General features: G+C 41.9%; 27 protein-coding genes and 1 pseudogene. 2 read left to right on the top strand and 26 right to left on the bottom strand.

Translation table 11 applies throughout. The features are described 5' to 3' along the window. Positions 1-157: 157 nt before the first annotated feature. From dnaK to hisS, 16 genes are all read right to left on the bottom strand, one after another. Entirely contained in the window at positions 158-1,981 is a 1,824-nt protein-coding gene (gene dnaK, locus F602_RS0104300) for a molecular chaperone DnaK (protein WP_018166731.1), read from the bottom strand. A 281-nt stretch (positions 1,982-2,262) separates the two neighbouring features. Continuing rightward, on the bottom strand, positions 2,263-2,778 hold the full coding sequence (grpE, locus tag F602_RS0104295) for a nucleotide exchange factor GrpE (RefSeq protein ID WP_018166730.1): 516 nt from the start codon (positions 2,776-2,778) through the stop codon (positions 2,263-2,265). Positions 2,779-2,807: 29 nt separating this feature from the next. Continuing rightward, positions 2,808-3,842, bottom strand: coding sequence for a heat-inducible transcriptional repressor HrcA (gene hrcA / locus F602_RS0104290; protein ID WP_026183301.1), 1,035 nt, complete (start codon positions 3,840-3,842; stop codon positions 2,808-2,810). A 295-nt stretch (positions 3,843-4,137) separates the two neighbouring features. Beyond that, positions 4,138-4,833 carry a histidine phosphatase family protein gene (locus F602_RS0104285; RefSeq protein WP_026183300.1) on the bottom strand — a complete coding sequence of 232 codons (696 nt, stop codon included), beginning with the start codon at positions 4,831-4,833 and terminating at the stop codon, positions 4,138-4,140. Positions 4,834-4,976: 143 nt separating this feature from the next. Continuing rightward, positions 4,977-6,314, bottom strand: a complete 1,338-nt coding sequence (locus tag F602_RS0104280; RefSeq protein WP_018166727.1) for a PFL family protein — start codon at positions 6,312-6,314, stop codon at positions 4,977-4,979. Between the two features lie 18 nt (positions 6,315-6,332). Then, positions 6,333-6,599, bottom strand: a complete 267-nt coding sequence (locus F602_RS0104275; protein ID WP_018166726.1) for an ACT domain-containing protein — start codon at positions 6,597-6,599, stop codon at positions 6,333-6,335. Between the two features lie 116 nt (positions 6,600-6,715). Next, positions 6,716-7,828 (bottom strand): type 2 isopentenyl-diphosphate Delta-isomerase, encoded by a 1,113-nt coding sequence (gene fni / locus F602_RS0104270; RefSeq protein WP_018166725.1) that lies wholly within the window; start codon positions 7,826-7,828, stop codon positions 6,716-6,718. A 34-nt stretch (positions 7,829-7,862) separates the two neighbouring features. Beyond that, positions 7,863-8,942, bottom strand: coding sequence for a phosphomevalonate kinase (locus F602_RS0104265; protein ID WP_018166724.1), 1,080 nt, complete (start codon positions 8,940-8,942; stop codon positions 7,863-7,865). Then, the gene (mvaD, locus tag F602_RS0104260) at positions 8,939-9,970 is read right to left on the bottom strand and encodes a diphosphomevalonate decarboxylase (RefSeq protein WP_018166723.1); all 1,032 of its coding nucleotides are present in this window, start codon (positions 9,968-9,970) and stop codon (positions 8,939-8,941) included. The genes F602_RS0104265 and mvaD overlap by 4 nt, the downstream gene beginning before the upstream one ends. A gap of 1 nt (position 9,971) precedes the next feature. Then, positions 9,972-10,898: a mevalonate kinase gene (gene mvk, locus F602_RS0104255; protein WP_018166722.1), complete on the bottom strand. Its 927-nt coding sequence runs from the start codon at positions 10,896-10,898 to the stop codon at positions 9,972-9,974. Between the two features lie 109 nt (positions 10,899-11,007). Further along, positions 11,008-12,279, bottom strand: coding sequence for an MATE family efflux transporter (locus F602_RS0104250; protein WP_018166721.1), 1,272 nt, complete (start codon positions 12,277-12,279; stop codon positions 11,008-11,010). Between the two features lie 44 nt (positions 12,280-12,323). Continuing rightward, positions 12,324-13,808, bottom strand: a complete 1,485-nt coding sequence (gene thrC / locus F602_RS0104245) for a threonine synthase (RefSeq protein ID WP_018166720.1) — start codon at positions 13,806-13,808, stop codon at positions 12,324-12,326. 140 nt (positions 13,809-13,948) lie between these two features. Next, positions 13,949-14,650 carry a hypothetical protein gene (locus F602_RS0104240; protein ID WP_018166719.1) on the bottom strand — a complete coding sequence of 234 codons (702 nt, stop codon included), beginning with the start codon at positions 14,648-14,650 and terminating at the stop codon, positions 13,949-13,951. A 186-nt stretch (positions 14,651-14,836) separates the two neighbouring features. Continuing rightward, positions 14,837-17,485, bottom strand: coding sequence for a bifunctional acetaldehyde-CoA/alcohol dehydrogenase (gene adhE / locus F602_RS0104235; RefSeq protein ID WP_018166718.1), 2,649 nt, complete (start codon positions 17,483-17,485; stop codon positions 14,837-14,839). 322 nt (positions 17,486-17,807) lie between these two features. Further along, entirely contained in the window at positions 17,808-18,221 is a 414-nt protein-coding gene (locus F602_RS0104230) for a DUF2871 domain-containing protein (RefSeq protein WP_018166717.1), read from the bottom strand. Positions 18,222-18,254: 33 nt separating this feature from the next. Continuing rightward, a complete protein-coding gene (hisS, locus tag F602_RS0104225) occupies positions 18,255-19,532 on the bottom strand; it encodes a histidine--tRNA ligase (protein ID WP_026183298.1) in 1,278 nt (425 codons plus the stop codon). A 559-nt stretch (positions 19,533-20,091) separates the two neighbouring features. Between hisS and rpmF the strand changes: the two genes are divergently transcribed. Next, complete coding sequence (gene rpmF / locus F602_RS0104220) at positions 20,092-20,274, top strand: 50S ribosomal protein L32 (RefSeq protein WP_018166715.1); 183 nt, start codon at positions 20,092-20,094, stop codon at positions 20,272-20,274. A gap of 15 nt (positions 20,275-20,289) precedes the next feature. Further along, on the top strand, positions 20,290-20,439 hold the full coding sequence (gene rpmG, locus F602_RS0104215; RefSeq protein ID WP_002262412.1) for a 50S ribosomal protein L33: 150 nt from the start codon (positions 20,290-20,292) through the stop codon (positions 20,437-20,439). Between the two features lie 55 nt (positions 20,440-20,494). On the opposite strand, the gene F602_RS0104210 is transcribed toward rpmG, so the two are convergent. The 10 genes and pseudogenes from F602_RS0104210 to F602_RS10575 all read right to left on the bottom strand — a co-directional run. Continuing rightward, entirely contained in the window at positions 20,495-20,977 is a 483-nt protein-coding gene (locus F602_RS0104210) for a hotdog domain-containing protein (protein ID WP_018166714.1), read from the bottom strand. 127 nt (positions 20,978-21,104) lie between these two features. Beyond that, positions 21,105-21,410 carry a BTAD domain-containing putative transcriptional regulator gene (locus tag F602_RS0104205; protein WP_040839767.1) on the bottom strand — a complete coding sequence of 102 codons (306 nt, stop codon included), beginning with the start codon at positions 21,408-21,410 and terminating at the stop codon, positions 21,105-21,107. 101 nt (positions 21,411-21,511) lie between these two features. Continuing rightward, a pseudogene (locus F602_RS11185) lies at positions 21,512-21,826 on the bottom strand (DUF1697 domain-containing protein); the annotation flags it as partial. 31 nt (positions 21,827-21,857) lie between these two features. Continuing rightward, the gene (imm40, locus tag F602_RS0104195) at positions 21,858-22,178 is read right to left on the bottom strand and encodes an Imm40 family immunity protein (protein WP_018166711.1); all 321 of its coding nucleotides are present in this window, start codon (positions 22,176-22,178) and stop codon (positions 21,858-21,860) included. Between the two features lie 138 nt (positions 22,179-22,316). After that, positions 22,317-22,619, bottom strand: a complete 303-nt coding sequence (locus F602_RS0104190) for a hypothetical protein (RefSeq protein WP_018166710.1) — start codon at positions 22,617-22,619, stop codon at positions 22,317-22,319. A 173-nt stretch (positions 22,620-22,792) separates the two neighbouring features. Further along, positions 22,793-23,146 carry a hypothetical protein gene (locus tag F602_RS0104185; RefSeq protein ID WP_018166709.1) on the bottom strand — a complete coding sequence of 118 codons (354 nt, stop codon included), beginning with the start codon at positions 23,144-23,146 and terminating at the stop codon, positions 22,793-22,795. Positions 23,147-23,157: 11 nt separating this feature from the next. Next, positions 23,158-23,460, bottom strand: coding sequence for a hypothetical protein (locus F602_RS0104180; protein WP_018166708.1), 303 nt, complete (start codon positions 23,458-23,460; stop codon positions 23,158-23,160). A gap of 10 nt (positions 23,461-23,470) precedes the next feature. Beyond that, the gene (locus F602_RS0104175) at positions 23,471-24,235 is read right to left on the bottom strand and encodes an RHS repeat-associated core domain-containing protein (RefSeq protein ID WP_018166707.1); all 765 of its coding nucleotides are present in this window, start codon (positions 24,233-24,235) and stop codon (positions 23,471-23,473) included. A 230-nt stretch (positions 24,236-24,465) separates the two neighbouring features. Beyond that, entirely contained in the window at positions 24,466-24,852 is a 387-nt protein-coding gene (locus F602_RS0104170; protein WP_018166706.1) for a barstar family protein, read from the bottom strand. A gap of 2 nt (positions 24,853-24,854) precedes the next feature. Beyond that, on the bottom strand, positions 24,855-25,517 hold a 663-nt coding region (locus tag F602_RS10575; RefSeq protein WP_051070659.1), incomplete at its 5' end, for an RHS repeat-associated core domain-containing protein.

Raw genomic sequence — 25,517 nt, 5'->3', positions numbered from 1 at the left:
AAAAATTAGGCGGATATTACCCAAAAACAGAGGCTGGGTGCAACCTCTGTGATTGGACTACTATTCATTGTTTCTTAACCCGGGATAAAACAGTCCACCAGGCTTATCGCTCGTCTCTTGTTTTTTCCTCACAGGCTAAACCAATCTGTTGATTGTCTTACTTCTCAGTAAATTCTCCATCAACGATATCATCATCACCTGTTGGGTTAGTTTGAGCACCCTCTGCACCTTGAGCTGCTTGTTGAGCTGCGGCTGCTTGCTCATACATTTTCACTGCAAGAGCTTGTGCTTTTTCATTGAGGGCTTCCAATTTTGTCTTCATATCTTCGATATTGTTCGCTTCTTGGGCTGCTTTCAACTCATCAAGAGCTGCTTGAGCTGCATCGCGTTCAGCATCAAAGCCTTTGCCTTCTGTTTCTTTAATAGTCTTTTCAGTCGCAAAGATAGCTTGATCCACGTTGTTGCGGAGATCTACTTCTTCTTTACGTTTCGCATCTGCCTCAGCGTTGGCTTCCGCATCCTTCATCATACGGTCGATTTCTTCATCAGTCAGACCTGAGTTAGATTGGATGACGATGTGTTGCTCTTTTTGCGTACCAAGGTCTTTAGCTTTTACAGAAACAATACCATTTTTATCAATATCAAAGGTTACTTCGATTTGTGGAATACCACGAGGAGCTGCAGGAATGTCTGTCAATTGGAAACGACCAAGCGTTTTGTTGTCTGCCGCCATTGGACGCTCACCTTGAAGAACATGGATATCTACCGCTGGCTGGTTGTCAGCTGCTGTTGAGAATACTTGTGATTTAGAAGTAGGGATAGTTGTATTACGCTCAATCAGTTTAGTAAATACACCACCCATAGTTTCAATACCGAGTGACAATGGTGTCACATCCAGAAGAACAACATCTTTCACATCACCAGTGATGACACCGCCTTGGATAGCCGCACCCATAGCAACTACTTCGTCAGGGTTAACAGATTTGTTTGGCTCTTTACCAGTTTCAGCCTTCACTGCTTCAACGACTGCTGGGATACGGGTTGAACCACCAACCAAGATCACTTCATCGATTTCTGACAAGCTGAGGCCTGCATCAGAAAGGGCTTGACGAACAGGAACTTTGGTCCGCTCTACCAAGTCACGTGTCAAATCATCAAATTTAGCACGAGACAAGCTCATTTCCAAGTGAAGAGGACCAGCTGCACCTGCAGTAATAAACGGCAAGCTGATTTGAGTGGTCGTCACTCCTGACAAATCTTTTTTCGCTTTTTCAGCTGCATCCTTCAAACGTTGCAAGGCCATCTTGTCAGCTGCAAGATCGATACCATTTTCTTTCTTGAACTCAGCAACCAACCAATCAATGATTTTTTGGTCAAAATCGTCACCACCGAGCTTGTTGTCACCAGCAGTTGCTAATACGTCAAAGACACCATCACCCAACTCAAGGATGGATACATCGAAAGTACCACCACCAAGGTCAAAGACTAGGATTTTTTCTTCTTTGTCAGTCTTGTCCAAACCATAAGCAAGAGCTGCTGCAGTTGGCTCATTGACAATCCGCTCTACTTCCAAACCTGCAATTTTACCTGCGTCTTTGGTTGCTTGACGTTGTGCATCATTGAAATAAGCTGGAACAGTAATAACAGCTTTGGTTACTTTTTCACCAAGATAGTCTTCAGCATATCCTTTCAAGTATTGTAGAATCATAGCTGAAATTTCTTGTGGTGTATACTCTTTGCCGTTCGCTGAAACTTTTTCAGATGAGCCCATTTTGGATTTGATGGACATGATAGTATCTGGATTGGTCACTGCTTGACGTTTTGCCGCATCACCTACGATAATTTCTCCATTCTTAAAGGAAACAACAGATGGTGTTGTACGATTTCCTTCTGGATTTGCGATGATTTTGCTTTCAGTTCCTTCAAGAACTGCGACTGCTGAGTTTGTTGTACCTAAGTCAATACCGATAATTTTAGACATAATAATGATCCCTAGAACGCCGAACATGGAACTGAAAATTAGGAAACCTACGAAGTATTGGATGAATGCAAGGTAGTTAATTTATTTTCGAGTATTTCGTTCGAGTTCAAATCCTTTCAAAAATTAATTTTTTTATTCTTTTCAATGATACTCTTCTTAAATAGCAAAGAGTATCAGGATAACTCACTGCATTCGCTGTGAGGCAAGCCTACGGCTTTATTTTTATAAGATTTTTTAGTAGTTTAACGACTTTCCGGTCAGTTTGCTAAGCAAGCACTAAACTAATTGTATACTACCACCATGGCTGGTCTTAACAAACGTTCGTGAAGCTTATAGCCTTTTTGGAAGACTTGAGCGATACTATCTGCTGGGTGGTCATCATCTGCTGGCAGAGTTTGGACAGCCATGTGGAAATTTGGATCAAAGTTCTCTACTGGAACTTCTTCGACGCCTTCTCCTTTCAATGCTTGCACCAAACTTTCTTGAACCATCTCGATACCTTTTTTGACATCTTCTGTCAGACCTTCGACTTGAAGGGCCCGCTCCAAGTTATCTAGGCTCGGCAAGACTTTCTTAGCCAAATCCTGCGAACGATAGCGCTGCAGGCTTTGGCGCTCTTCGTTGGCACGGCGCTGGATGTTTTGCATTTCTGCATGAGCCCGTAAGTATTTATTTTCAAAATCTTCCGCACGCTCATTAGCCAAATCTAATTCGGTTTTTTCTGGCGTTTCTTCAACCGTTTCATCGACGATTTCCACTTCTTCTAAAACCTCTTCATTTTTTACTTCTTCAGACAAGATTTTCACCTCTTTATACTATTATTTGTTTAATGGACTTCATAATGGTTGCTATTGAGATAGCGATAGTAATCACCTAGCTTCATGGCCAGAACTCGACCAACGACATTCACTAGACTAACACTACGTCGGTAATCCATATCAATCGGGCCAATCAAGCTCAAAATCCCGAAGCCCCGATAAGGAATCAAAAAACGATGAGTCAGGACCGTGACATTAGCCAGAGCCTCCTCCTTACTGTCTGCGACCTGGACACTAGCCATCTGGTCCTCTGCCAAATGTTGACGAAAGGCCAAGGCTACTCCCTGCTTATCATCTAAGAACTGATAAGTTTGAAAATCCGCATACTCTAGAGAATTAACTTTCCCAGCCACAAAGACTGTTTCCTTGAAGAGCTCTGCAAAGACATAGTCAAACAAGTCTAATACATTGTCTGTTGTGGTGAAATACCGCTGTACAATCTGTGGAATCTCTGTCCGCAGTTTGTAATGGATATCCATGACTGAACGTCCAAGTAAGCGATCGTCTACTATCTGCTTGATAGTCAACAAATCACGTGTTAGGAAATTTTTCGGAATAGCGAACTGTACCGTCGCTGGCTTTGATTCATCCAATGTTAGAACTGCCAGAGCATCATGGTTAGATAGCTGAACAATATCGAAAGCTGTCAATTTTTGCCTAGCTGGTTCGACATCCAAAATCACAGCCGAATAGCCTGTTAAATCTGCCAGAATCTGACCCGCCTTCTGCAGAATATCTTCTAGCTTAAAGGCTTCAAAATCAAAAGCCTTAACCACCTGATAAATATCCTGTTCATCAATATTATCCATATTTAACGAGTGTTTGACAAAATATTGAAAACCTGCTGGACTAGGCATACGACCACTGGAAGTATGCGCTTTTTCTAGCAAGCCTAGCTTCTCTAACTTCGCCATATCATTTCGAATCGTCGCACTGGATGAAGCAATGAGAGCTTGTAAAGCCTTGGAACCAACTGGCTCATGGGTCTGTGTAAAAAGTTCCACAATCAGATTTAAGATTTCATTTTGCCGTTGGGTTATCACAATGCCCATCACCCCCTTGGTCTACAGATATTTGCCTCTTAAGCTATATTTCCAGCTATATTCACCCTAGTTTCAGGATGATTTAGCACTCTATCAGCTGGAGTGCTAAAACCTACTTCCATTATACCTTGATTTTCCAACTTGTCAAGAAAAAATTAGCACTCTTTGTACAAGAGTGCTAAAAATCCGTCTAAAGACCTAGGTATGTAATGTTTTTTTGATTGCCCTTCCTGCTTTCTTTTAGATATTTTCCGAAAAAAAGCCAAGAAACATTTCTTGGCTTTCGTTAACTCGATTAGTTCATTTTCTCTAGCATCTCTGCTCCACGTTGGCGATAAGACATATCACCTACTGACTCAACTGTCATCTTGCCATCTGCATATTTGATAACAGTCACACTGCCATTGTCAAGGACTAGTCTTTTTTGACTTTCTGGTTCTAGCAAGTCCACTAAGGTTGCAATCGTCATACCATGGCTGACAACTAAGGCATTGCCTCCACCTTGGCGCTCAACTTTACGAGCAATGGAAGCAAATCCATCCAAAATCCTACCACTCAACACTTCCCAACTCTCAGCCCAATTAGCTGTATCAGCTTCCACGATACCATTGGCAATCTCTTCAAAAGACATAGTAGTAGCATCTACAATACCACTAATCCGTGGCAGGACTCCACTAAATAGATCTGCATCATACATTCCTTCAAAACTTCCAAAACACCACTCACGGATACGCTTGTCTTGGTAATAAGGGATTTGGCCCAAAATATCTAACTCTTTCTGGGCAATCGTAATAGTTTGAACAGTTCGTCCTAAATCACTGGAAACAGCCAATTTAAAATTGAGACCAGCATCCTTAAGACCCAGGCCCAATTCGCGAATACCTTCTTCACCAGTAGTAGTCAACGGTGTATCTGCCCACCCCTGAATTCGACCAATTGTATTAAACATGGTCTTGCCATGACGTGCAATATACAGTCTTGTTTCTGTCATCATTTTTCCTCCTGTAGATAGTTCTATTATACCAAAAATACACCAAAAAGCAGGAATTCTGAAGAATGAAAAGTCGGTTTGACATTAAAAAATAGCAAAGATGGATAGTCTCTGCTATTTCTGACTAGTTACCAAATGATAGATTAGTTCTTAAAACTATGAATAGGAGCCGGAATTTGCCCACCTCGAGCAATAAAATCAGCTGATGAATGTTCGTTGACTCTCATCACAGGGGCTGTCCCCAACAGACCACCAAACTCAATCATATCACCTTCTTTTCCTTTCGGAATGATACGCACCGCTGTAGTCTTTTGATTGATAACCCCAATCGCAGCCTCATCTGCAATCATAGCAGCAATGGTCTCATATGGTGTATTCTCTGGAATAGCAATCATATCCAAACCAACCGAACAGATAGCAGTCATAGCTTCTAGTTTTTCCAGATTGAGAGAACCAGCCTGAACAGCAGCAATCATCCCCTCATCTTCTGATACAGGAATAAAAGCACCGGATAAACCACCGACTTGGTTGCAGGCCATAACACCACCTTTTTTTACTGCATCATTGAGGAGTGCTAGAGCCGCTGTCGTTCCGTGGGTCCCAACCATTTCAAGTCCCATTTCTTCTAGAACACGAGCTACAGAGTCACCGACTGCTGGAGTCGGTGCTAGGGATAAATCCACAATTCCGAACTTAACACCTAGACGTTCAGAGGCTAGTGTACCAACTAATTGACCGATACGAGTAATCTTGAAGGCTGTTTTCTTGACTGTTTCAGCTACTACATCAAAACTTTCACCACGCACTTTTTCTAAAGCTCGCTTCACCACACCAGGTCCTGAAACCCCGACATTGATGACTACATCTGCTTCACCAACACCATGGAAAGCTCCAGCCATAAAAGGATTATCCTCGACTGCATTAGCAAAAACCACAAGCTTAGCAGGTCCCATTTCAGAAGCTTCTGCTGTCTCTTTGATAATCCGCCCCATATCTCGTACGGCTGTCATATTGATGCCAGTCTTGGTGGAACCGATGTTGACCGATGAACACACCTTCTGGGTTTCAGCCAATGCTTGGGGAATGGAGTTGATGAGGATTTCGTCTCCTTTTTGGTAACCTTTTTGTACCAAAGCAGAATAGCCACCAATAAAATCAACACCAATTTCATGAGCAGCCTTATCTAGAGCCTTGGCGATGGGAACGTAGTTGGTCGCATCCGTTGCTGCCCCAATCAAGGAGATCGGCGTAACGGACACACGCTTATTGACAATAGGAATTCCAAGCTCCGCTGCGATTTCATCACCAACTGCTACTAGCCTACCAGCCTTAGTTACAATCTTATGATAAACTTTGTCTGCCACTCGGTCGATATCGGTATCAATACAATCCAAGAGCGAAATCCCCATCGTAATGGTCCGAATATCGAAATTTTGCTCTTCAATCATCTTAATGGTTTCAGTAACCTGTCTAATATCCATTTTTCACAATCCCCTATCTTACAAGTTGTGCATCGCATCAAAAATAGCCGCACTTTGGATGTTAATTTTGACCTGCAATGACTCACCATAAGCTTCTAATTCTGAGCGCAGAGCTGTAAAATCTTTTTTTTCATCCGAAGAAACTACTGCCATCATGGTGAAAAATTCATCCAAAACTGTTTGCGAAATATCATCAATATTGAGACCTAAATCTGCAATCTTACCGGCAACACCCGCCACGATTCCCTTACTATCCTTACCAACTACTGTCACAATCGCTTTCATGTCAAGCCTCCTTTAATTTTCTATCATTTTATCACAAAAAGGCCTAAAACTAAAGATTTTATAAATAATAAAAGCCCATGATGGGCTTTTAACGAATATTTTTTCTTATTTGGTTACTAAATACCTGTTTTTTGCGACCGATTAGCATAAGCTTGCCAATCAATACCGCGCGCCTGACACCAATTTTGGACAGCAGGGCCAAGAATCAAATCCTTCTGACTCAATTCTTCTAGGTTCCTTGCTCCAAGCATGGTCATCATCATCTTGGTCTGCTCTTGCATGATACGGATGTTCATCAAAGCATCTTCAATACGCTTATCCTTGCGAGCCATTTGCAAGAAATGATTGGACATCCCGACTAGTTTAGCTCCCATAGATAAGGATTTAACAATATCCAACGGATTCTTGACACCGCCTGAAGCAATAATATCCGGGCGTTCCTCTTCAGGAAGAGACATCGCCTCAGCTAGAGAAATCATAGTTGATTGGCCCCAACCGTGCATATAAGGATAACGGTCATAGGGGCGACGATTGTCCTCAATCTTGGCAAAATCTGTCCCACCAGCACCAGAAATATCAACTGTCTTGACACCGACAGAAGCCAACTGCTTGATTGTCTCACGACTCATACCAAAACCAACTTCCTTGACAATAACAGGTACTTCAAGCTCGCGAACTAAGGTTTCGATATTGCTTAGCCAATTGCTGAAATCACGATCACCTTCTGGCATTAGAATTTCTTGAGGAGCATTAACATGGATCTGTAAGGCATTCGCTTCCAAAATATCCACTGCTCGTTTGGCATTTTCGATATCATGATGGGCTCCCAAATTGGCAAAAATGATGCCTTTTGGATTTTCTTGGCGGATGACAGAAAAAGTTTCCGCTACAGATGGATCTTTAATAGCCGCACTGACTGAACCTGAAGCCACAGGAATCTTCGCCAAAAAACCCAAGATCCCTAGAACACGGTTGATACGTCGCGTCTCCTTTGTTCCCCCTGTCATGGCATTGATAAAGAAAGGTGTTTCCAACTCAAAGCCTGCTACACAAGTAGAATAATCCACATCTTCTACCTTTATCTGCGGCAGAGACTGATGAACAAAACGCGTTGTTTCAAAATCAGGAGCAGACCCCTGATGGTACTGCTGGCTAGCTAGCATTACATGCTGATCCTTTCGATCATGCCCCCAAACACTATAATGCAATAATTCATCACTTATCTTCAAATTCGAACTCCTTACTTCTTTCTAGATACCTTGTCTATCTTATCTCATCAGCGATGGTTAGTTCCAAAGGTACAATATCCGCTTCTTGCCATTTTTGGTAAATCTTCTTCATGTCATGCTCTTGGCTCACAAATGCAATTCCACAATCACCGCCACCAGCACCAGAGGACTTTGCAACTGCTCCCTCCTCTTCAGTTAGCTGACAAAGATTAGTTAGAGCTGGTGTCTCAATAACCATCTCCATCTCTTGAGAAAATACCTGTAACAACTTTCGGTTTTCAGAAATGCCTTCTTTAAAACTAGCTACATCTCCCTGTCGACAAGCTTGGATGAGACGATGGAGACAAGCCTTGCTGTTGCTTAAAAATTCTCGATGACTGTTTTCCTTATCTGTCTGATTCCCTTTCTGTCTAGCCTGGTCTACTAAGGAGGGGGTTGAAGCAGCTCTTCCAGTCCAACCAATCAAAAGAGACAGTGAGTTTGGTAAGGAAAGCCGTTCGATACCCACGTCCTTCCAAGGCATTGCCAAGATTTCCGAGAGTGTACAGGTATCAAGAAGACCTGCCAACCAGTTGCGATCTAAGGAATGATAGGCAATCAAGCCACCATAGCTAGAGGCTGCTAAATCACCAAATGAGCCCGTCATACCCACTTGTAACTGAGCTATTGCTGCCAGCTGAAATACGCGATAGGCTGACACCTCTAGACCATAATAAAGCAAAACAGCCTTGATAGTCGCCACCGTAACCGCACCTGAAGAGCCCAACCCATACTTTATACCAGATTGACTGTCGTCCAATTGGCTACTCACTGACAAGGAATAAAAAACAACCGTCTGTTGGTCCAACATCCGAACATAGGCTTCTGCTACTTTCATGGCCGAAAAGATTAGGGCATAAGAATCGTCTTCCAGTGGCACTACATCCTCATCACTTCGATCCCAGAAAACTGTTAATCCTTGCTGGCTGGAATAAACACTACCTTTGTCACTGGTTTCAACAGTGACGGTCAGATATCGGTCTAGAGCAGCAACTAGGGCAGGATAACCAGTTTCTACCACCGCATATTCTCCAGCTAAAAACAGTTTGCCTGGGGCAGATACTTGAACCTTCATCCTTGACTTCCTTTTGCAAAATGTATTTTAGATTGTTCCCAATCTTCTTCGGATAAGACATAAGCAGCTGGACCAGGTAGACTGGCAATGATTTTTTCGGATGGAAAATAAGCAGAAAGAGCCTCAATCAATATCTTCATATCACTGACCCGACAGAGAACCTTGACATTGGGACCTGCATCCATGGTCATATAGGCTGGCATTTGCAACTCTTCCCGCACCCGTCTAACAGCCTCCTGGGCTAGGAGAGAATCCGCTGTCCAGTATGTAAAGGGAGGATTAGCAGACAGAGTCGTAGCATGCATTTTCATACCATTATGCTCGGTAATCTGACCAACTGCTTCAAAATCTTTTGTGGTAATCGCCGCTTTGATAGCCTTCAAATCCTCCTTGGCCGTTTCTATCCAAGCTGGATAAAAAGGGGAGGTTTGTACCGTATGCTCCATACCAACACGGCTAGCAATCTTCTTTTCTTGCGTATCCACTGCCAGGACCAGCATCCCGACATCCCAGTCTGCATCGTCAACAGGATGAGCCATCGAATCACCAGATGAAGTGCCCATACTCCACTCGACAAAACCACCAAAAAGGCTACGAGTGCTAGAACCCGAACCCCGTCTAGCAAAGGTGGATAACTCTTGACGGGTCATGTCTAGTTTTAGAGCATCCGCAACCGCCAGAGCCAGGGCCGCAAAGGCTGAAGCTGAGCTTGCCAAACCAGCCGCAGTTGGAACAAAATTAAAACTTTCAACACGCGCAAAAGGCCTCTCACCTGTATATTCGCAAAACAAATCCAAAAAGCGTGAAATTTTTTGAATCTCTGTTTCAGACTGTTTTATTCCATTTAAAAAGAAGCTATCCGCCGTCAATTCCTCATCAAAAACCACCTTGGTATCAGTATAAAAAGCTTCCAAAGTTAAGGATAGGCTGGAATTCATAGGTAAAAATAAATCCTTATCCCGTTTCCCCCAGTATTTTATCAAGGCAATGTTGGTATGTGCTCTCGCAATTCCCACAGCTTGTGTCATCTTATTCTCCTAAGTATTGTATCCAGGTTTGGCAGGCACCAGTATCTCTCAGGGCTTGGGCAAGAATGTCAGCCTGCGCACGATTTTCAACTAGAGCAATCATACAACCACCACGGCCACCACCGGTTAATTTAGCACCGAGAGCTCCTTGATGACGGGCGGTTTCTACCAAAAGGTCCAACTTGTCATCCGAGACACCCAATTGCTGCAACAATCCGTGAGATTGATTCATGACCTGACCCAGTTCTCGAATGTCACCTGACGAAAGGTAAAGCTTGGCCTTACGCGTCAGATCCCCTAAAGCTTCAATCCAATCTCTAGCTTCTTTTTTATTCTGATAAAGTTTAGCCACATCCAAAACAGCCTCTAAGGTCTGACCTGTCTTACCCGAATCTCCCACCACTAGATAAGCATCCAAACACAAATCTAAAGGTTCCATCTTCTGATTTTTAATAAAGAAAATAGGCTGCTTGCCACTGGTCGTAGCTGCATCCACACCAGATGGATTCCCATGAGCGATTTTTTCGGAAGACTGAACGATATCCCAGAGTTCCTGATAACTCAAATCTTTTTGATAAAAAGCAAAGAGAGCCCTGGCCACCGCAACAGCTACCGCAGCGCTTGACCCCATCCCCCTCTCCGCTGGAATGGTTGAGTCAATCTGCACATGAATAGCAGGATCGCTGGGGGCACCAATGCGGTAGAGGGAAAACCGAATAGCATGCTTTAAGCTCTCCCAAATCTTGGGCATCTGATGAACCAGTCCGTCATAAAAATCGCAGGATACAGTCAAGGCCTCACCTTGAGCACTCACGGTTGCTCGAATCTCCACAGCCGAAAAAGGCAGGGCAATCGCCGGCTGACCATAAACCACCGCATGCTCTCCCATTAGGATAATCTTCCCACTTGCCGTTCCTACTGCTTTCATTATTTTCTCCTTGCCTAATCAAGATTATTATACCACTTTCAGCTTCATCCTACTAGATAGAGAAATAAAGCAAGAGTTCTGTATGTAGAAAAATAGACTGTTCACCTCATCATTTTAAGGTATATTTTTGGAAATAAACGGATAAGAAGAGCCATCGAAAGAAATTATCTAGAATGGTGGCTAGGCAGACACCGACTAGCCCCCACTTAAAACCAAAGATGAGCACGGAAGCAATACCAATACGAACGAACCACATACCCAGACTAGTCGCATAGAAGGGAAGTTGAGCCTTGCCGAGACCCTGCCATAAAGCTGTGTAAATCAAGGTCCCTGCTGTAGTTGGACTTCCAAGAAGTGAGAAAACTATCACTAAAGAACTAGCTTCTAAGGCTAGAGAATCATCAGTATAGAGCCCAGACAATGGACCTGAAAAGAGAAAAATGGTTGTAGCGATGAGTAGCATCAATCCTAAAGAGAGAAGATAACTAGCTCTAACCACCTCACGAATCCGCTTCTCATCGTGGGAACCTCTAGCCTGAGCAACCAAGATAACCGTCGCTGTCGCAATACCGAGTCCTGGCATATAATTGAACTGAGTCAAGGCTTCTCCAATAGCATTTCCAGCTACAACTGCAGTACCCAGACTCACAATAATCGCCACTACAGCCACATCACCAGCCCGCATCATGAGGCGCTCACCTGTAGCCGGCAGTGCCAATCTTATCAATTCTCTGTCTAATTTCCAACTAGGTTTAGAAAACTGAAAAGGGATACTCCTCAAAAGAATTAAACAGGCAATCATCCGAGATAAGATAGTCCCAACCGCTACACCCACAATACCAGCTTGAAAAACGAAGACAGCCACAGCTGAAAAAAGAGCGTTGAGGAGGTTGCTGACAAGACTGACATACATAGGTAGCTGACTTTTCCCTAAAGAACGCAAAATAGCGCCTAGAGTTACCATGAGACCCAAAAAAGCTATCGTACCTCCTACTAAAACCAGATAAACACCACCTGCATGAGCGACTGCTTTTTCAGCACCTAAAAATAGGAGAAAAAGGCGACCAAAACAGATGGTCAATAAACCCAGAACTAAACTAATCAGAATTGTCAATTTGAGGGCTTCTGTCGCATGATGAGCTAGTTTTGCTGACTGCTGTCTCCCTACTAAACTTGCCAAAATCACAGAGACAGCCCCACCCAAAGCCAAGAAGATGGCCTGGAAAACAGTAATGAGGTTATTAGCCACAGCCACACCTGAAAGAGCAACTAGGCCCAGATGAGACACTAGATAGGAATCCACCATCCCCATTAAAAATTGCAAAAAATTCTCTGCCATAACAGGCATGGCAATCTGTAAAATATCTTTATAAATTTTCATTTTTATCTACATAGAAAAGAGCCCGAAGGCTCTTTTGTTACTTCTTAGACTCCAAGGTAAGTCTCAACAGCTTTTTGCATATCTGCTGCTGCAACCACTGTCTTGTGAAGAACCGGAGCTGTCTCCAGTCCATCGACCGCTCTCGGATACGGCACACCAGAAACCTCATGTAGCTGCTCCAAAGCTTCAAAATCAGTCAATCCTGAACGACCTGTCACGGCTTCAACTGCTACCACTGGGAACTTATAAGGGCTAGCTGTTGACACGATGACCGTTGGGCGCGCATCTCCTGTCCGCTCAGTATAAACTTTATAGACAGCAGATGCGACCGCTGTATGCGGATCCTCTATATAATGATTTTCTTCGTAAACACGATTGATTTCAGCTGACGTTTCTTCTTCTGTCGCAAAGTCAGCTGCAAATAACTCTAGAATCGTTTCATCAACATCCTCTAGGCTATACTGACCTTTTTCGGCTAAGGCCTCCATCAACAGCTTGGTTTTTTGTGCATCATTACCCAAGAGGTGAAAAATAAGACGCTCGAGGTTAGAAGAAACTAAAATATCCATAGATGGGCTAGTTGTTACTTTAAAAGGTCGTCTCTTATCGTAAGTCCTCGTTGCAAAAAAGTCAGTCAAGACATTGTTGTCATTGGAGGCACAAATCAACTTGCCAACTGGAAGACCGATTTGTTTGGCGTAGAAAGCCGCTAAAATATTCCCAAAGTTACCTGTTGGAACAGTGAAATTAATCTCATCACCTGCCTGAATGTCACCTGACTTCACAAGCTGGGCATAGGCCCAAACATAGTAGACAATCTGCGGTACCAAGCGACCGATATTCATAGAATTGGCAGAAGAGAACTGGAGTTTATGGGTAGCCAATTTTTCCCGCAAGGCTTCATCATTGAACATACGCTTAACATCCGTCTGGGCATCATCAAAGTTGCCATCAATAGCCACGACATGAGTATTAGCTCCTGTTTGCGTCGTCATCTGCAATTCTTGAACCTTGGAAACCCCGTCACGTGGATAAAAGACGATGATTTTAGTACCTGGCACATCCGCAAAACCAGCCATGGCAGCCTTTCCTGTGTCACCAGATGTTGCAGTCAGAATCACAATTTCATTTTCCAAACCATGTTTTTTCGCCGCAGTGGTCATGAGATAAGGCAAGATAGACAAGGCCATATCCTTGAAGGCAATGGTCGAGCCACGGAAGAGCTCAAGGTTGTACTGCCCCTTCAATTTAATGAGGGGCGCAATGGTTGGCGTATCAAACTTATGGTCATAGGCATGGTTAATACAATCATCCAACTCCTCAGAGGTGAAATCATCCAGAAAGGCTGACAAGACAAGTTTGGCCACTTCCTGATAACTGGCATGCTTCAAGACATCAAAATTCAAGTCAACAGACGGATAAGTAATTGGAGTAAACAAACCGCCATCTGTTGCCAAACCTTGAAGAATAGCTTGACTAGCAGTGACTTGGTTTTGAGCATCGCGGGTTGATTGGTAAACTAGAGTCATAGTAGGTCCTCGAAAATGTATTTTTATTATTTTACCATAAATAGGCAGAAAATTGGCAATAAATATGTATTAATGGAGTAATTGTCCGTTTTTTTAAAAGAAAAAGATTTGCCTGTAAGCAAATCTTTTCTCATCATTTATTATTTCTTTTCAAAAACAAGATCATCCTCAGAACTTTGACCTTTGAGGGTTAGTTTATTGCCTTTTTGGCTGTATTTGAAAAATTCATTTGTTGAAAGCAAGCCTTGGCTAATCATGGCATTGGTTTTTGTTACTTTAACAGTTTGAGAAGTCCGGTCAACATCCCCTTCAAATACCATTGCAGTTACGGCACCTTTTTCTTTATCATAGGTTCCATCAAGAGATGTAGCCATTTGTTCAATTGATTGGCTAACTAGTTCTCTGATCTTCTCATCTGAGAGACGGGATGCATCAATTTGAGCCTTGAGTGTGCTATCCAGTTCCTCATAGGTATAGCCCATTTTCTTCAATTCTTCAGTGAAAGCCGCATCCTGCTCATCTTTTAGGGCTGTGAAGAAGGCTTCATCATCCACATGCATCGCTATGACAAAACTAGCTTTATCATCTGTAACATTTAGCTCCAACTCGGCCTTAGTCAAAATTTCTTCTATTTTATGGTCAGAATAAGTAAAGACTGCCTCTCCACCAGCATATGCCAAAGCATCTTTGTACATAGCTTCTGCCCCTGTGGGACTGGTCCAAGAACCATCAATACTTTCTCCCTGAAAGAAAGAGCAAGCTGACAAGCCAATCAGTAACAAAACTGCTGATAAACTCGCTAGGACAAGCTTAAGTAGGGACTTCATTGATTTCTTTTTCATAAATGCTTACCTCCTTTAAATGGCAAATAGAAATATATACACTGTTATTATACGAATATTTCACCAAAAAGTAAAGATATAGTTGGAGGTGATAAGGAAAGATGATACAAAAAAACGACCCTAGGGTCGTTTTTTTGAGCTTCAGTTTTTCAGACTAAAGCGGTAGAATAGTTTTTGGAGGCTATTTTATTTGCGACGGCCTGGTTTTTTTGCATAACCATAGTAAGCATCTGCCATGATCTCTTCCATATCTGCCACCATTGGTAAGCGTGGGTTTGCTGGTGAACATTGGTCTTCATATGCTAGAAGAGCAATTTCGTGTAGGCTATCTTTCCAAGCTTTTTCATCAATTCCTTGATCCTTAAAGTTCATCTTGATACCAACGGCAGTACCCAAGTCGTAAACTGCCTTGGCATAAGCTTCAACCGCCTCTTCTGGAGTTGAATGAGGAAGACCAAGCATTTTCGCAATATCTTGGAATTTTTCATCTGCTTTCCAGTAGTTGTATTTAGGCCAAGTAGTTGTCTTAGAAGGACGAGTACCATTGTAGCGGATAACGTATGGAAGCAAGATAGCATTCGTACGGCCATGCACTGTATGGTGTACACCACCAATCTTATGGGCCATTGAGTGGCTCATTCCAAGGAAGGCATTGGCGAAGGCCATACCAGCCATGGTAGAGGCGTTATGCATTTTTTCACGAGCTTCTGGATCTGCAGTTTTCACTGATTTTTCAAGGTATTGGAAGACCAACTTAATGGTTTGAAGAGCAATACCATCTGTATAATCATTAGCAAAGTTGGAAGTATAGGCTTCAGTAGCGTGGGTCAAGACATCCATACCAGTGTCCGCTGCGATAAAGTCTGGAACTGATTCAACCAAAGCAGGGTCAACAATGGCGATGGTCGGTGTCAATGAATAGTCAGCCAATGGGTATTTGCGGTTATTCTTCTTATCAGAGATAACAGCAAATGGTGTAACTTCTGAACCTGTACCAGATGTAGTTGGAATACCAATGTATTTCGCTTTCTTACCAAGTGATGGGAATTTGAAAGCACGTTTACGGATATCCATGAATTTTTGAACCAAGTCACGGAAGTCCACTTCTGGTTGTTCGTAGAAGAGCCACATTACTTTGGCCGCATCCATTGGTGAACCACCACCGAGGGCAATAATCGTGTCTGGCTCAAAGGTACGCATGACTTCTGCACCACGTTCAACAGTTGTGATGTCTGGATCTGGCTCAACATCTGAGAAGACTTGGACTGTTACTTGATTTGAGCGAGCATTCAACTGATCGATGACACGTTGTACAAAGCCTAGGCGTTCAATTGCTTTATCAGTGACAATCATGACACGTTCAATGTCTTCAGCTGTTTGAAGGTATTGAATAGAGTTACGTTCGAAGTAGATTTTTGAAGGAACTTTAAACCATTGCATATTATTTCTACGTTTCCCTACTTTCTTGATGTTAAGAAGGTTGATAGCAGATACGTTATCACCAACTGAGTTGCGTCCGTATGAACCACATCCAAGGGTTAATGATGGCAAGAAGGCATTGTAAACGTCCCCGATACCACCAAAGGTAGATGGTGAGTTCCAGATAATCCGCATAGCTTTCATTTCTGTTCCAAAACGTTTTGCCAATTCTTCATCTTTAGTATGGATAGCAGCTGAGTGACCTAGACCATTGAATTCTACCATTTGACGCGCTTTTTTCAAGCCATCTTCTACATCATCCGCTTTCAATACAGCGATAACTGGAGAGAGTTTTTCACGAGTCAATGGCTCATTTGGACCAACTTCTGCACATTCTGCCGCCAAGATATTGGTACCTTCTGGCACTTTGAAACCTGCTTGTTCTGCAATCCATGTTGCTGGCTTACCAACGATGTCCGCATTCAATTTTGCACCAGCACAGTCCTTGCTGTTAGCTTTCACACCAAAGCAGAATTCTTCAAGAAGAGCCTTTTCTTTTTTGTTTACAAAGTAAGTCTTGTAGGACTTGAACTCCTCAACAAATTCTTTGTAGATGTCTTTGTCAATGATAACAGCTTGTTCAGAAGCACAAACCATACCATTGTCAAATGATTTAGACATAACAATATCATGAGCTGCTTGGCGGATATCTGCAGATTTCTCGATATAGGCAGGAACGTTACCTGCACCCACACCAAGAGCAGGTTTACCACATGAGTATGCCGCACGCACCATAGCGTTACCACCTGTTGCAAGGATAGTAGAAATGCCATCATGGTTCATCAATGCATTGGTTGCTGCGATAGATGGTTCTGTAATCCATTGGATACAGTTCTCAGGAGCCCCTGCCTTCACAGCTGCATCATAAACGATTTTTGCTGCATGAGCAGAAGATTCTTGAGCAGATGGGTGGAAACCAAAGACGATAGGATTACGTGTTTTCAAAGAAATAAGAGCCTTGAAAATAGCTGTTGAGGTTGGGTTAGTCGTTGGAGTTACACCACAGATAACGCCGACTGGTTCTGCAATTTTTGTCAAACCTGTGATTGGATCATCTTCAATGACACCAACTGTTTTAACACCACGCATGTTATTGACAACATGCTCACAGGCAAAGAGGTTTTTGGTGGCCTTATCTTCAAAGACACCACGACCAGTTTCTTCTACCGCATGAGCTGCCAAGATCCCGTGGGCATCCAAAGCTGCTACAGAAGCCTTAGCCACGATGTAATCTACTTGCTCTTGGTTGAGTTTGCGGAATTCATCTAGGGCAACAAGACCCTTTTGAACCAACTCATCCACATGCACTTTCGCAGCTTCTACTTTTTCTTCAGGTGATAGTTGTTTATCAGCCATTAGGTTTTTCCTCCAAAAAATATTGTTTTTCTGTCAACAATTTTGTTTGTTAACTTTTTCACAATACTATTTTACCCTATTTCTTTTTCTTTGTAAAGAGTTTGTTAAATATTTCACAAATATTTTTTTATTTATTGTGAAAAATAGAATAAAATGCCCCTATTAAGGCATTTTATTTGTTAGTTTGTGATTTTTTTCTCAAAGTTTTTTTCTTTCACAAGAGAGAAATTGATTTTCTTTTTAGGTGTAAACCCTTACATTTTTAGAAATTGAAAAGACCTTCTACCAATTACAGAAGGCCTTATTCGTTCTTTGGTTCTTTTTAATCTTTGACAACCTTTTTCAAAGCGAGCAAGAGGCTGACAATGCCTATACTAACTAGAATGTGGCCAATTCCCGCCATGCCAGCGATGGAGGCATTGAGTCCCTTTGATAAGGTCGTTCCCAAAACCTGAGTCACACCACGAACAGCCATGGTAATCGCTACTAAGGGCAAGCCAAGGTTGTGGAGCTTCATGAAGAGACGAAAGGCTTTTTGTCCTTCTAGATCATGGTCTTTGGCAAATAAAGCTACTAAGAGAAAGAGAAACATACCCAGCATAAAGAGATGGGCGTGAATCTTACCCAGTGTTGTCTCACCAGTAAAGCCATTCCACTTAGTGAACTCCCGATAGAACACTCCTGCTACTAGGCCGGCAATGGCATAGATGAGTGCTAGATTGATGTATTTTTTCATGATAAATCTCCTATTATTATCTTATGTATAATCCTAACTCAAACGTTGCAACAAACTTTGAAAATCTGTCTCAATTTCTTTGAAGCTGGCTAGGATTTCTTGACGAGTCGTGTTATTCTTGATAGTCACCTGACCGACTTCTACTTCGCTTTCACCCAGTGTGATGACGGTTTTCGCTCGGAAACTATCAGCCGATTTGAATTGGGCCTTGATTTTACGGCCTAGATAGTCACGTTCCGCTGTAAATCCTTGAGTTCGCAGGCTTTGGACCAATTCGAGAGCTTTGAGATTCGCACCCTCTCCCAAAACTGCGATATAGACATCCATATCCGCTGCTACTGGTAGATCAATGCCCTGTTTTTCCAAGATTAGAAGAAGACGTTCCAAGCCAAGACCAAATCCAAAACCTGGAGTCTGCGGACCACCAAAATATTCCACCAAACCATCGTAGCGTCCGCCCGCACAGATGGTTAAGTCAGAGGTATCTACTTTGGCGATAAATTCAAAAATCGTGTGGTTGTAATAATCCAGCCCCCGCACCATATTGGTGTCGATGATATAAGGAATATGGAGGACCTCCAACATCTGACGAACTGCATCAAAGTGCGCCTGAGAAGACTCGTCAAGATAATCCAAAATCGATGGAGCATTTTCCACAGCCTGTTTGTCCTCCTTTTCCTTAGAATCCAAAACCCGCAGAGGATTTTCCTCTAGACGACGCTGGCTGTCCTTGGACAACGTCTCCTTGATTGGGGTCAAATAATCAATTAAGGCTTGACGGTAGGCTGCTCTACTTTCTGGACTGCCCAAGGTGTTGAGGTGAAGAGCGACATCCTTGATCCCCAATTCATTGAAAAGCTGATAAGCCATGGCTATGGTTTCTACATCCAATGCAGGATTGTTGGACCCGAAACACTCCACCCCAATCTGGTGAAATTCCCGCAAACGACCTGCCTGTGGACGCTCATAACGAAACATGGAGCCAATGTAATACATCTTAACAGGCTTTTGTACCTCTGGCGCAAAGAGCTTGTTTTCCACAAAGGAACGCACAACTGGCGCAGTCCCTTCTGGTCGAAGGGTAATATGACGCTCTCCCTTATCGTAGAAATCGTACATTTCTTTGGTCACAATATCGGTCGTATCCCCCACTGAGCGCGAAATGACTTCATAGTGCTCAAACATCGGCGTACGAATTTCTCCGTAATTGTATTTCGTAAAGGTTTCACGGGCCAGATTTTCAACATACTGCCACTTAGCGGCCTCAATCGGTAGAATATCCTGGGTCCCTTTTGGTTTTTGAAGTTTCATTCTATTCGATACAAAGAGCATTCAAGAAACGAGAAGAAACAAGGTTCTAATCTTTTCTCGACATGGTTAATCCCTAATCATCATGACAGGTGTTCCCATGCTCCATTCCTTTCTTATTCTCAAAAAGACTCTAAATTGTAGAATCCTTGACTTGTAATCTTTCCTATTTTACCACAAAAGCTCTGTTTTCATCAAAAAAAGCAATAGCCAGTATCAGCCCATTGTTACTTAGACTGATACAATCAAGATAGGAGCTAGAAAATCAAGCGATTTGGTGTAGGAAAGTTCCGATGAAAGATACCAGCTCCTAGAAAATCATACTAAACAGTTTCGATCAATCATCTTGATAATCACTGCATATCTGCCAATGATAGCCTACATCATACCCTCCACAATATATCTTAATAGATTCATTTTTTTGACTCTAGCCGCTAATCTCTCCTATTTTTCTAAAAAAATTGAAAAAATCGTGTCAAGTAACTTTACTTTACAACAATCTTTTGTTATACTGTTAAAGTTGGCAAAAGCCAAAACACATATCTGAAAGGAAGAACTTAAAATGGCAGTACCTGCACGTCGCACCTCAAAAGCGAAAAAGAACAAACGTCGTACACACTACAAAGTAGCAGCTCCAACTGTGAAATTTGACGAAACTACTGGAGATTACTCACGTTCTCACCGTGTATCTTTGAAAGGATACTACAAAGGACGTAAAATCGAAAAAGCAGCTTCAGCTGAATAATAGAAGGGAGATACCATGCGCGTAAATATTACACTTGAACATAAAGAATCTGGTGAGCGTTTGTACCTTACTTCAAAAAACAAACGTAACACTCCAGACCGTCTTCAATTGAAAAAATACTCACCAAAATTGCGTAAGCACGTGATTTTTACAGAAGTTAAATAAGACAAGATACAAGAAGCCTATGAAATCAGTGTTCATAGGCTTTTTGTTATTATTGCTACATATCATCCTTCACACCAACGGCAATGATTCTAGCTTGGGCACGGACGACGCCTGCTGCTTCCATTTCCATGTTAACGATGACTTTGCGTTCACCAATTTCTTCAACTGATGATGTAATAGTGATTTCTTCGTTGATTGGGAGTGGTTTTCTGAAGTCAACTTCCAAACGTGCTGTGATAAAACGTCCGATAACAGTATCTTCTGTTAAGTCAAGCCCTTTATTTTTATGAGCAAACCACGCTGCTGAAGCTGTACCGTGGCAATCAAAGAGCACAGCAATCATGCCACCAAACAAATTATTTGGAACCCCACCAGTGTAGATATCTTCAGGTGTGATTGTTGCAATACATTTATCCCCTTCTTCGTTTGGATAGGTTTTTAGATGCAAGCCCGCTTCATTGTTGGCACCACATCCCCAACAATGACGGAATCTTTCCCCATAGGTATCTTGAACGGCAATTTTTTTCTCAGTTGTCATGATAATCTCCTTTGAAATGTAAGCGTTTTACTATCGTTATTATATCACCATCTAATCTTTAAAGCTAATTTGATAAACTGCTAATTGAACAAATGAAAGCCAGCCACCATGGCTAGCTTTCAACACTTTATTCTGTTAATTTATTGATTTTTTCTTTGATAGTGTCAACGTGTGCGCCAAACTTATAATCCCAATCATCCTTGAGAACTTGCAAGACTTTTTGATACGCCTTAATGGCATTAGCCTTGTCATTGAGACGAAGATAGCAGAGAGCAATCGAACCATGATAATCTGTGTAACGAGGTTTTTCCTGGGCTTGATAGGCTAACTCCCAGTAGGTAATCGCTTCTTCATAGGCACAGTTTTGCGAGAAAGAATTAGCTACAGAGAACAAAGCCCTCCAGTCATCTAAATGGTTTTGGGCATACGTCACATAGTCCTTTTTAACTGAGGTAAAATAAGACGATATACAGAAAGCCCTTGAAATCAACGTTTCAAAGGCTTTTTCCGTGCTTAAATTGCAGTTTTATCTGATTAAAACTTTGTAAGTCGATTTATTACACTCAACTTTCGCATAGTCATACGAATTCCAAATTTCTTTTCAAGATAATTAGTATTTAAACGTTTTTTATGAGCATCACGTGGCAAATATAGGTAACAACACTCCTGACCACCATAGAACTCTTCATCTCCAAAATTCTGCCGACTAAGTTCTATTAGACTACTTTTGGGAATCTGTTCGTTAGTAAAAACTAGATGAATACGAGAACTATCATAAGTACCATCAAATGGGTTTTCTTGAGCAGCAATCTCTAATTGCTTACAATACTCAGTCAAATAGATAATTATAAGATTTTCTAACTATTATACACTATTGAATTTAAAAAGACTCTAACACAAAAGAAAAGTAGCAGTCTCGATCATTCTGTTCTATGTAATTATAGATGTATTCTCTCGCTCTATCTAGTGATTGAGAATAATCTAATGGAGAATTTTTTAGATTGTAATACCAATTATCTAAAGTTAAAATTAATTCGGCATCATCCGAAATGTAAACATCTCCGCCCAAAATAATCAGTTTTAATCTTTTTATCTCATCTAATATTTCACCAATACACTCCCAACTATATGCATAGTTATTAATACCAATTTCAGATAAATTTATACCTTTATCCAGAATATTTATATATGTAGCGCTCATTTTAAACATATCTCCTACCTAGTCAGTCTGAAAAACCTAAAGTGCTTGTTCGTAACCATCAGAAGCTTGGTAATTTTTTGCTAGACTTCCTGATTTTGTTATATCATCTAATCCCTTAATGAAGCCATCCGCAATATTCTAATCCGATAGACCCTGATATGGGCTCTCAGGTTTCATTGGTTTTGGTTGCTGAACCGGAGAATCAGCTAAATTTTTATTAGTATGATTGCTAGAAGGTTGCTTAGCTCCTTTCCCTCCAGCATTCTTCTGTTGACCAAAGGCATAACCAGCTGCTATAGACTGGACGATCGGCGCAACAATCAGAATTTTTTGTTGGAGTTGGGCGTGGGCAATCTCGGCTGGACTAACCTTCTTCCCTGTCCTTGGGTCAATCCCCGTTCTTGCTATAGCCGAGTAGTAGGCATAGTTTGGATCATCCACAATAGATGGTGGTTTAGGTGCTGATTTTTGTAAGAACTCATAATACCGAGCAATAATGTAGTCTCGCTCTTTTGCATTAGAAGCAGAGTATCCTTGGTAAGGGGTGACATTGTGCAGGAATGGATACTGACGGGTCAGCTTTATACTTTATCTGCAATACTTACAACTTGATTTCAGACTCTAACCTCATACTTCAATTTATCTAAAGTAATCTTGTCAACCTGCAATTCTAAACCAGCAGCATTATAAACTTCCAATTCCCTGACAAAACCATCTACAATATGAATTAAGAATTCAATTGGGATGCCGTCTGATTGATACGCTTGCATAATAATTGGAACGCTTTCGTGTAATAAATATCGTTCTGTTGAACTTGTTTCTAAAATTAAAGATAAATTTGAACAGCTTTTATCTTCGAGTATGATATGTGAACAAGTTAGCTGTCTCCTCAAAATATCTCGACCTAAAAAATTGATACCAAGCATTAAATCAATCCACTGCTTCTCTATTGTGTTAAATAGTCTCATGACACCTCTTTTTACTTTCTTTTTATAAAGTATGTCCCAATATTATATAAATTATCTCCCCTTTTCATTATCCGGTATTCTATCAATTCACCACCAATCTCAATATATCTACTCACAGAGTCCTCACCCACATTTGGTAAATTGCGACTTGCATTTTCCATGATTGCATTTTGAACTTGGTCTATAGATAAATTACTTCCTTCTAAATGTCTACCACCATGTCCAAAAGTAAATCGCTTATTTCCACTAGTGAGTTCGCCAGTTATTCCTCCTCCTTTAGGAGGAGCATAAGTGCTCTCGATATTTCCAGCCATATCTACTTGGTCAGCTACCTTTTATCAACTGGAGAATGGCAGTTTTATCGTCTTTGCTTATCCTCTCTTGAAGGTCTTGCAGTTGTTTTTTAGATGGTCTAATACTTGATTTGTCACCAGCCTTCATCCTCTTTGGATCACAGACATGTTTCTGGGTTTCTTCTAATGCTAGCGTCCAGTTGCGGTGGATGTTGCGAGCTTCTTTGGATTTTGACTTGCCCCAATTATAGGTGGACTGGCCATTGGCTTGTGCTTGTTGGAGAGCTGTTAGAGGATTGAAGACGAGGGGTTGCCTCTGCTGTTGCTGAGAATAAATATGGCTGGTCCGTTGGGCCGGTTGATAGACTGCCGCATGTGGTCCAAATGCAGCGTAGTAGCTAGCTGGTGGTCGGTAACTTGGGTCGGTGTAGTTGACCGGGTTGTTCTGGACATAGCTACAGAGGTTTTGGCTGAGTGGGTCTCGGTCGTCACCTTGGTAGCTATCCTCTATCAGGAAGGTGCCGACTTGGTGATCATAATACCTCGCCCTTAAGTAGTCCAGCCCTGTGATATCTCTTGCTTCTCCGTTGTAGGCGAAGGGATTGCCAGTCTGATCTGTTGTAGACTTGGTAGACCCATAGAGGTGATAGCTAGTGCTTGCGACTGCTTGACCATCCTTGGTCAGTCCTGTGACAGAGCCAGATTGGTTGGTCAGATACTGGTAAGTATCTCCCGTCTGGTGGTTGTGGTAGCCAGTTCGCCCATTGCCATAGGTGTAGGTTTCACGGGCCTGCATCTGGTCATCATAGGTTTGGAGGACCTGGGCATGTTCCTGGTTGACATCGTTGATGTAGGATTTGCTTTTTGAAAAAAGCAGAGCTTCTCAGCTAGTCTTGTATAGTAGTTAGATTTTCAAAGAACGATATATTTATTCTATCATACTGAAATGAAAACACCTAGAAATTCTAGGTGTTTTCAAATGTTTACACAGAACCCCACAGAACATTCAAGCACTGAGGAAGATAATTAGTCAACTAAATAGACATTAAATGACTTTTTCTTTCCTTCAATAACATATTTTTCGACATCTCCATCCCACCATTCTACTGTATCTTGAAGAATGCTCAAGAAAATTCTTTTGGACAGTTCGTCATTAGTAAATAAACATTTAGAATTGTCAATAAAAATATGTATGTTCTCTGGAATTATATAGCTTGGCCGTTCAAGTCTATCTTGTAAAGCATCCCAATTTCCATCTACTAAGTCATTTATGTTAAAAATATTTGCTAGCGCACTAACTGCATTTTCCTTAGTTTGTATTTTCTTTCCATCTAAGTTTACTATAAAGTAATTGCGATACTTCATTTTTAAAATTATTTTTTTAAACTTACTTATTGGACTAAATATATTCATTATCATTTCACCTTGATAAAACTTTTGTAATGCTTGTCAGTATAGTAAATGCTTCCATCACTCCCTCGAACAAACCTTTCTGCATCCCGACCGCTATCGGCGACTTTAGAATTAATATCAAATTCTCTGTAAGTAATTTTATTACCTGAATTGTCAAAATTTGGCAAATAACCTTCATTATCGTTATATTTCCCACCTGCTCTTGTATCTGGGCTTTGCCCTCTATAATTTCCTTGCCAACCCACTCCATCATAACCTCCAACATAGGACGGACTTGGGCGATAGACTGCCGCATGTGGTCCAAATGCAGCGTAGTAGCTGGCTGGTGGTCGGTAACTTGGGTTGCTTTGGACGCGGTGGCGGATATGGTTGGCTGCTGAGTAGTAGCCTCCTCCGCTATGGGAGTGATTGCCATAGAGAGCCGGGTCTACTCTCATCTGACTATATTTGCGCTGATTTCTGGTGTTGATGACTCGTCGTCCACCACCACCCAGCAGTCCCATCGCCCGATGTCCACTTGGGTCGGTGTAGTTGACCGGGTTGTTCTGGACATAGCTATAGAGGTTTTGGCTGAGTGGGTCTCGGTCGTCACCTTGGTAGCTATCCTCTGTCAGGAAGGTGCCGACTTGGTGATCATAATACCTCGCCCTTAAGTAGTCCAGCCC

The sequence above is a fragment of the Streptococcus minor DSM 17118 genome, from assembly GCF_000377005.1.
Taxonomy (GTDB): domain Bacteria; phylum Bacillota; class Bacilli; order Lactobacillales; family Streptococcaceae; genus Streptococcus; species Streptococcus minor.
Note: the sequence above shows the minus strand (reverse complement) of the source record. Positions and strands in the feature narration are given on the sequence as shown.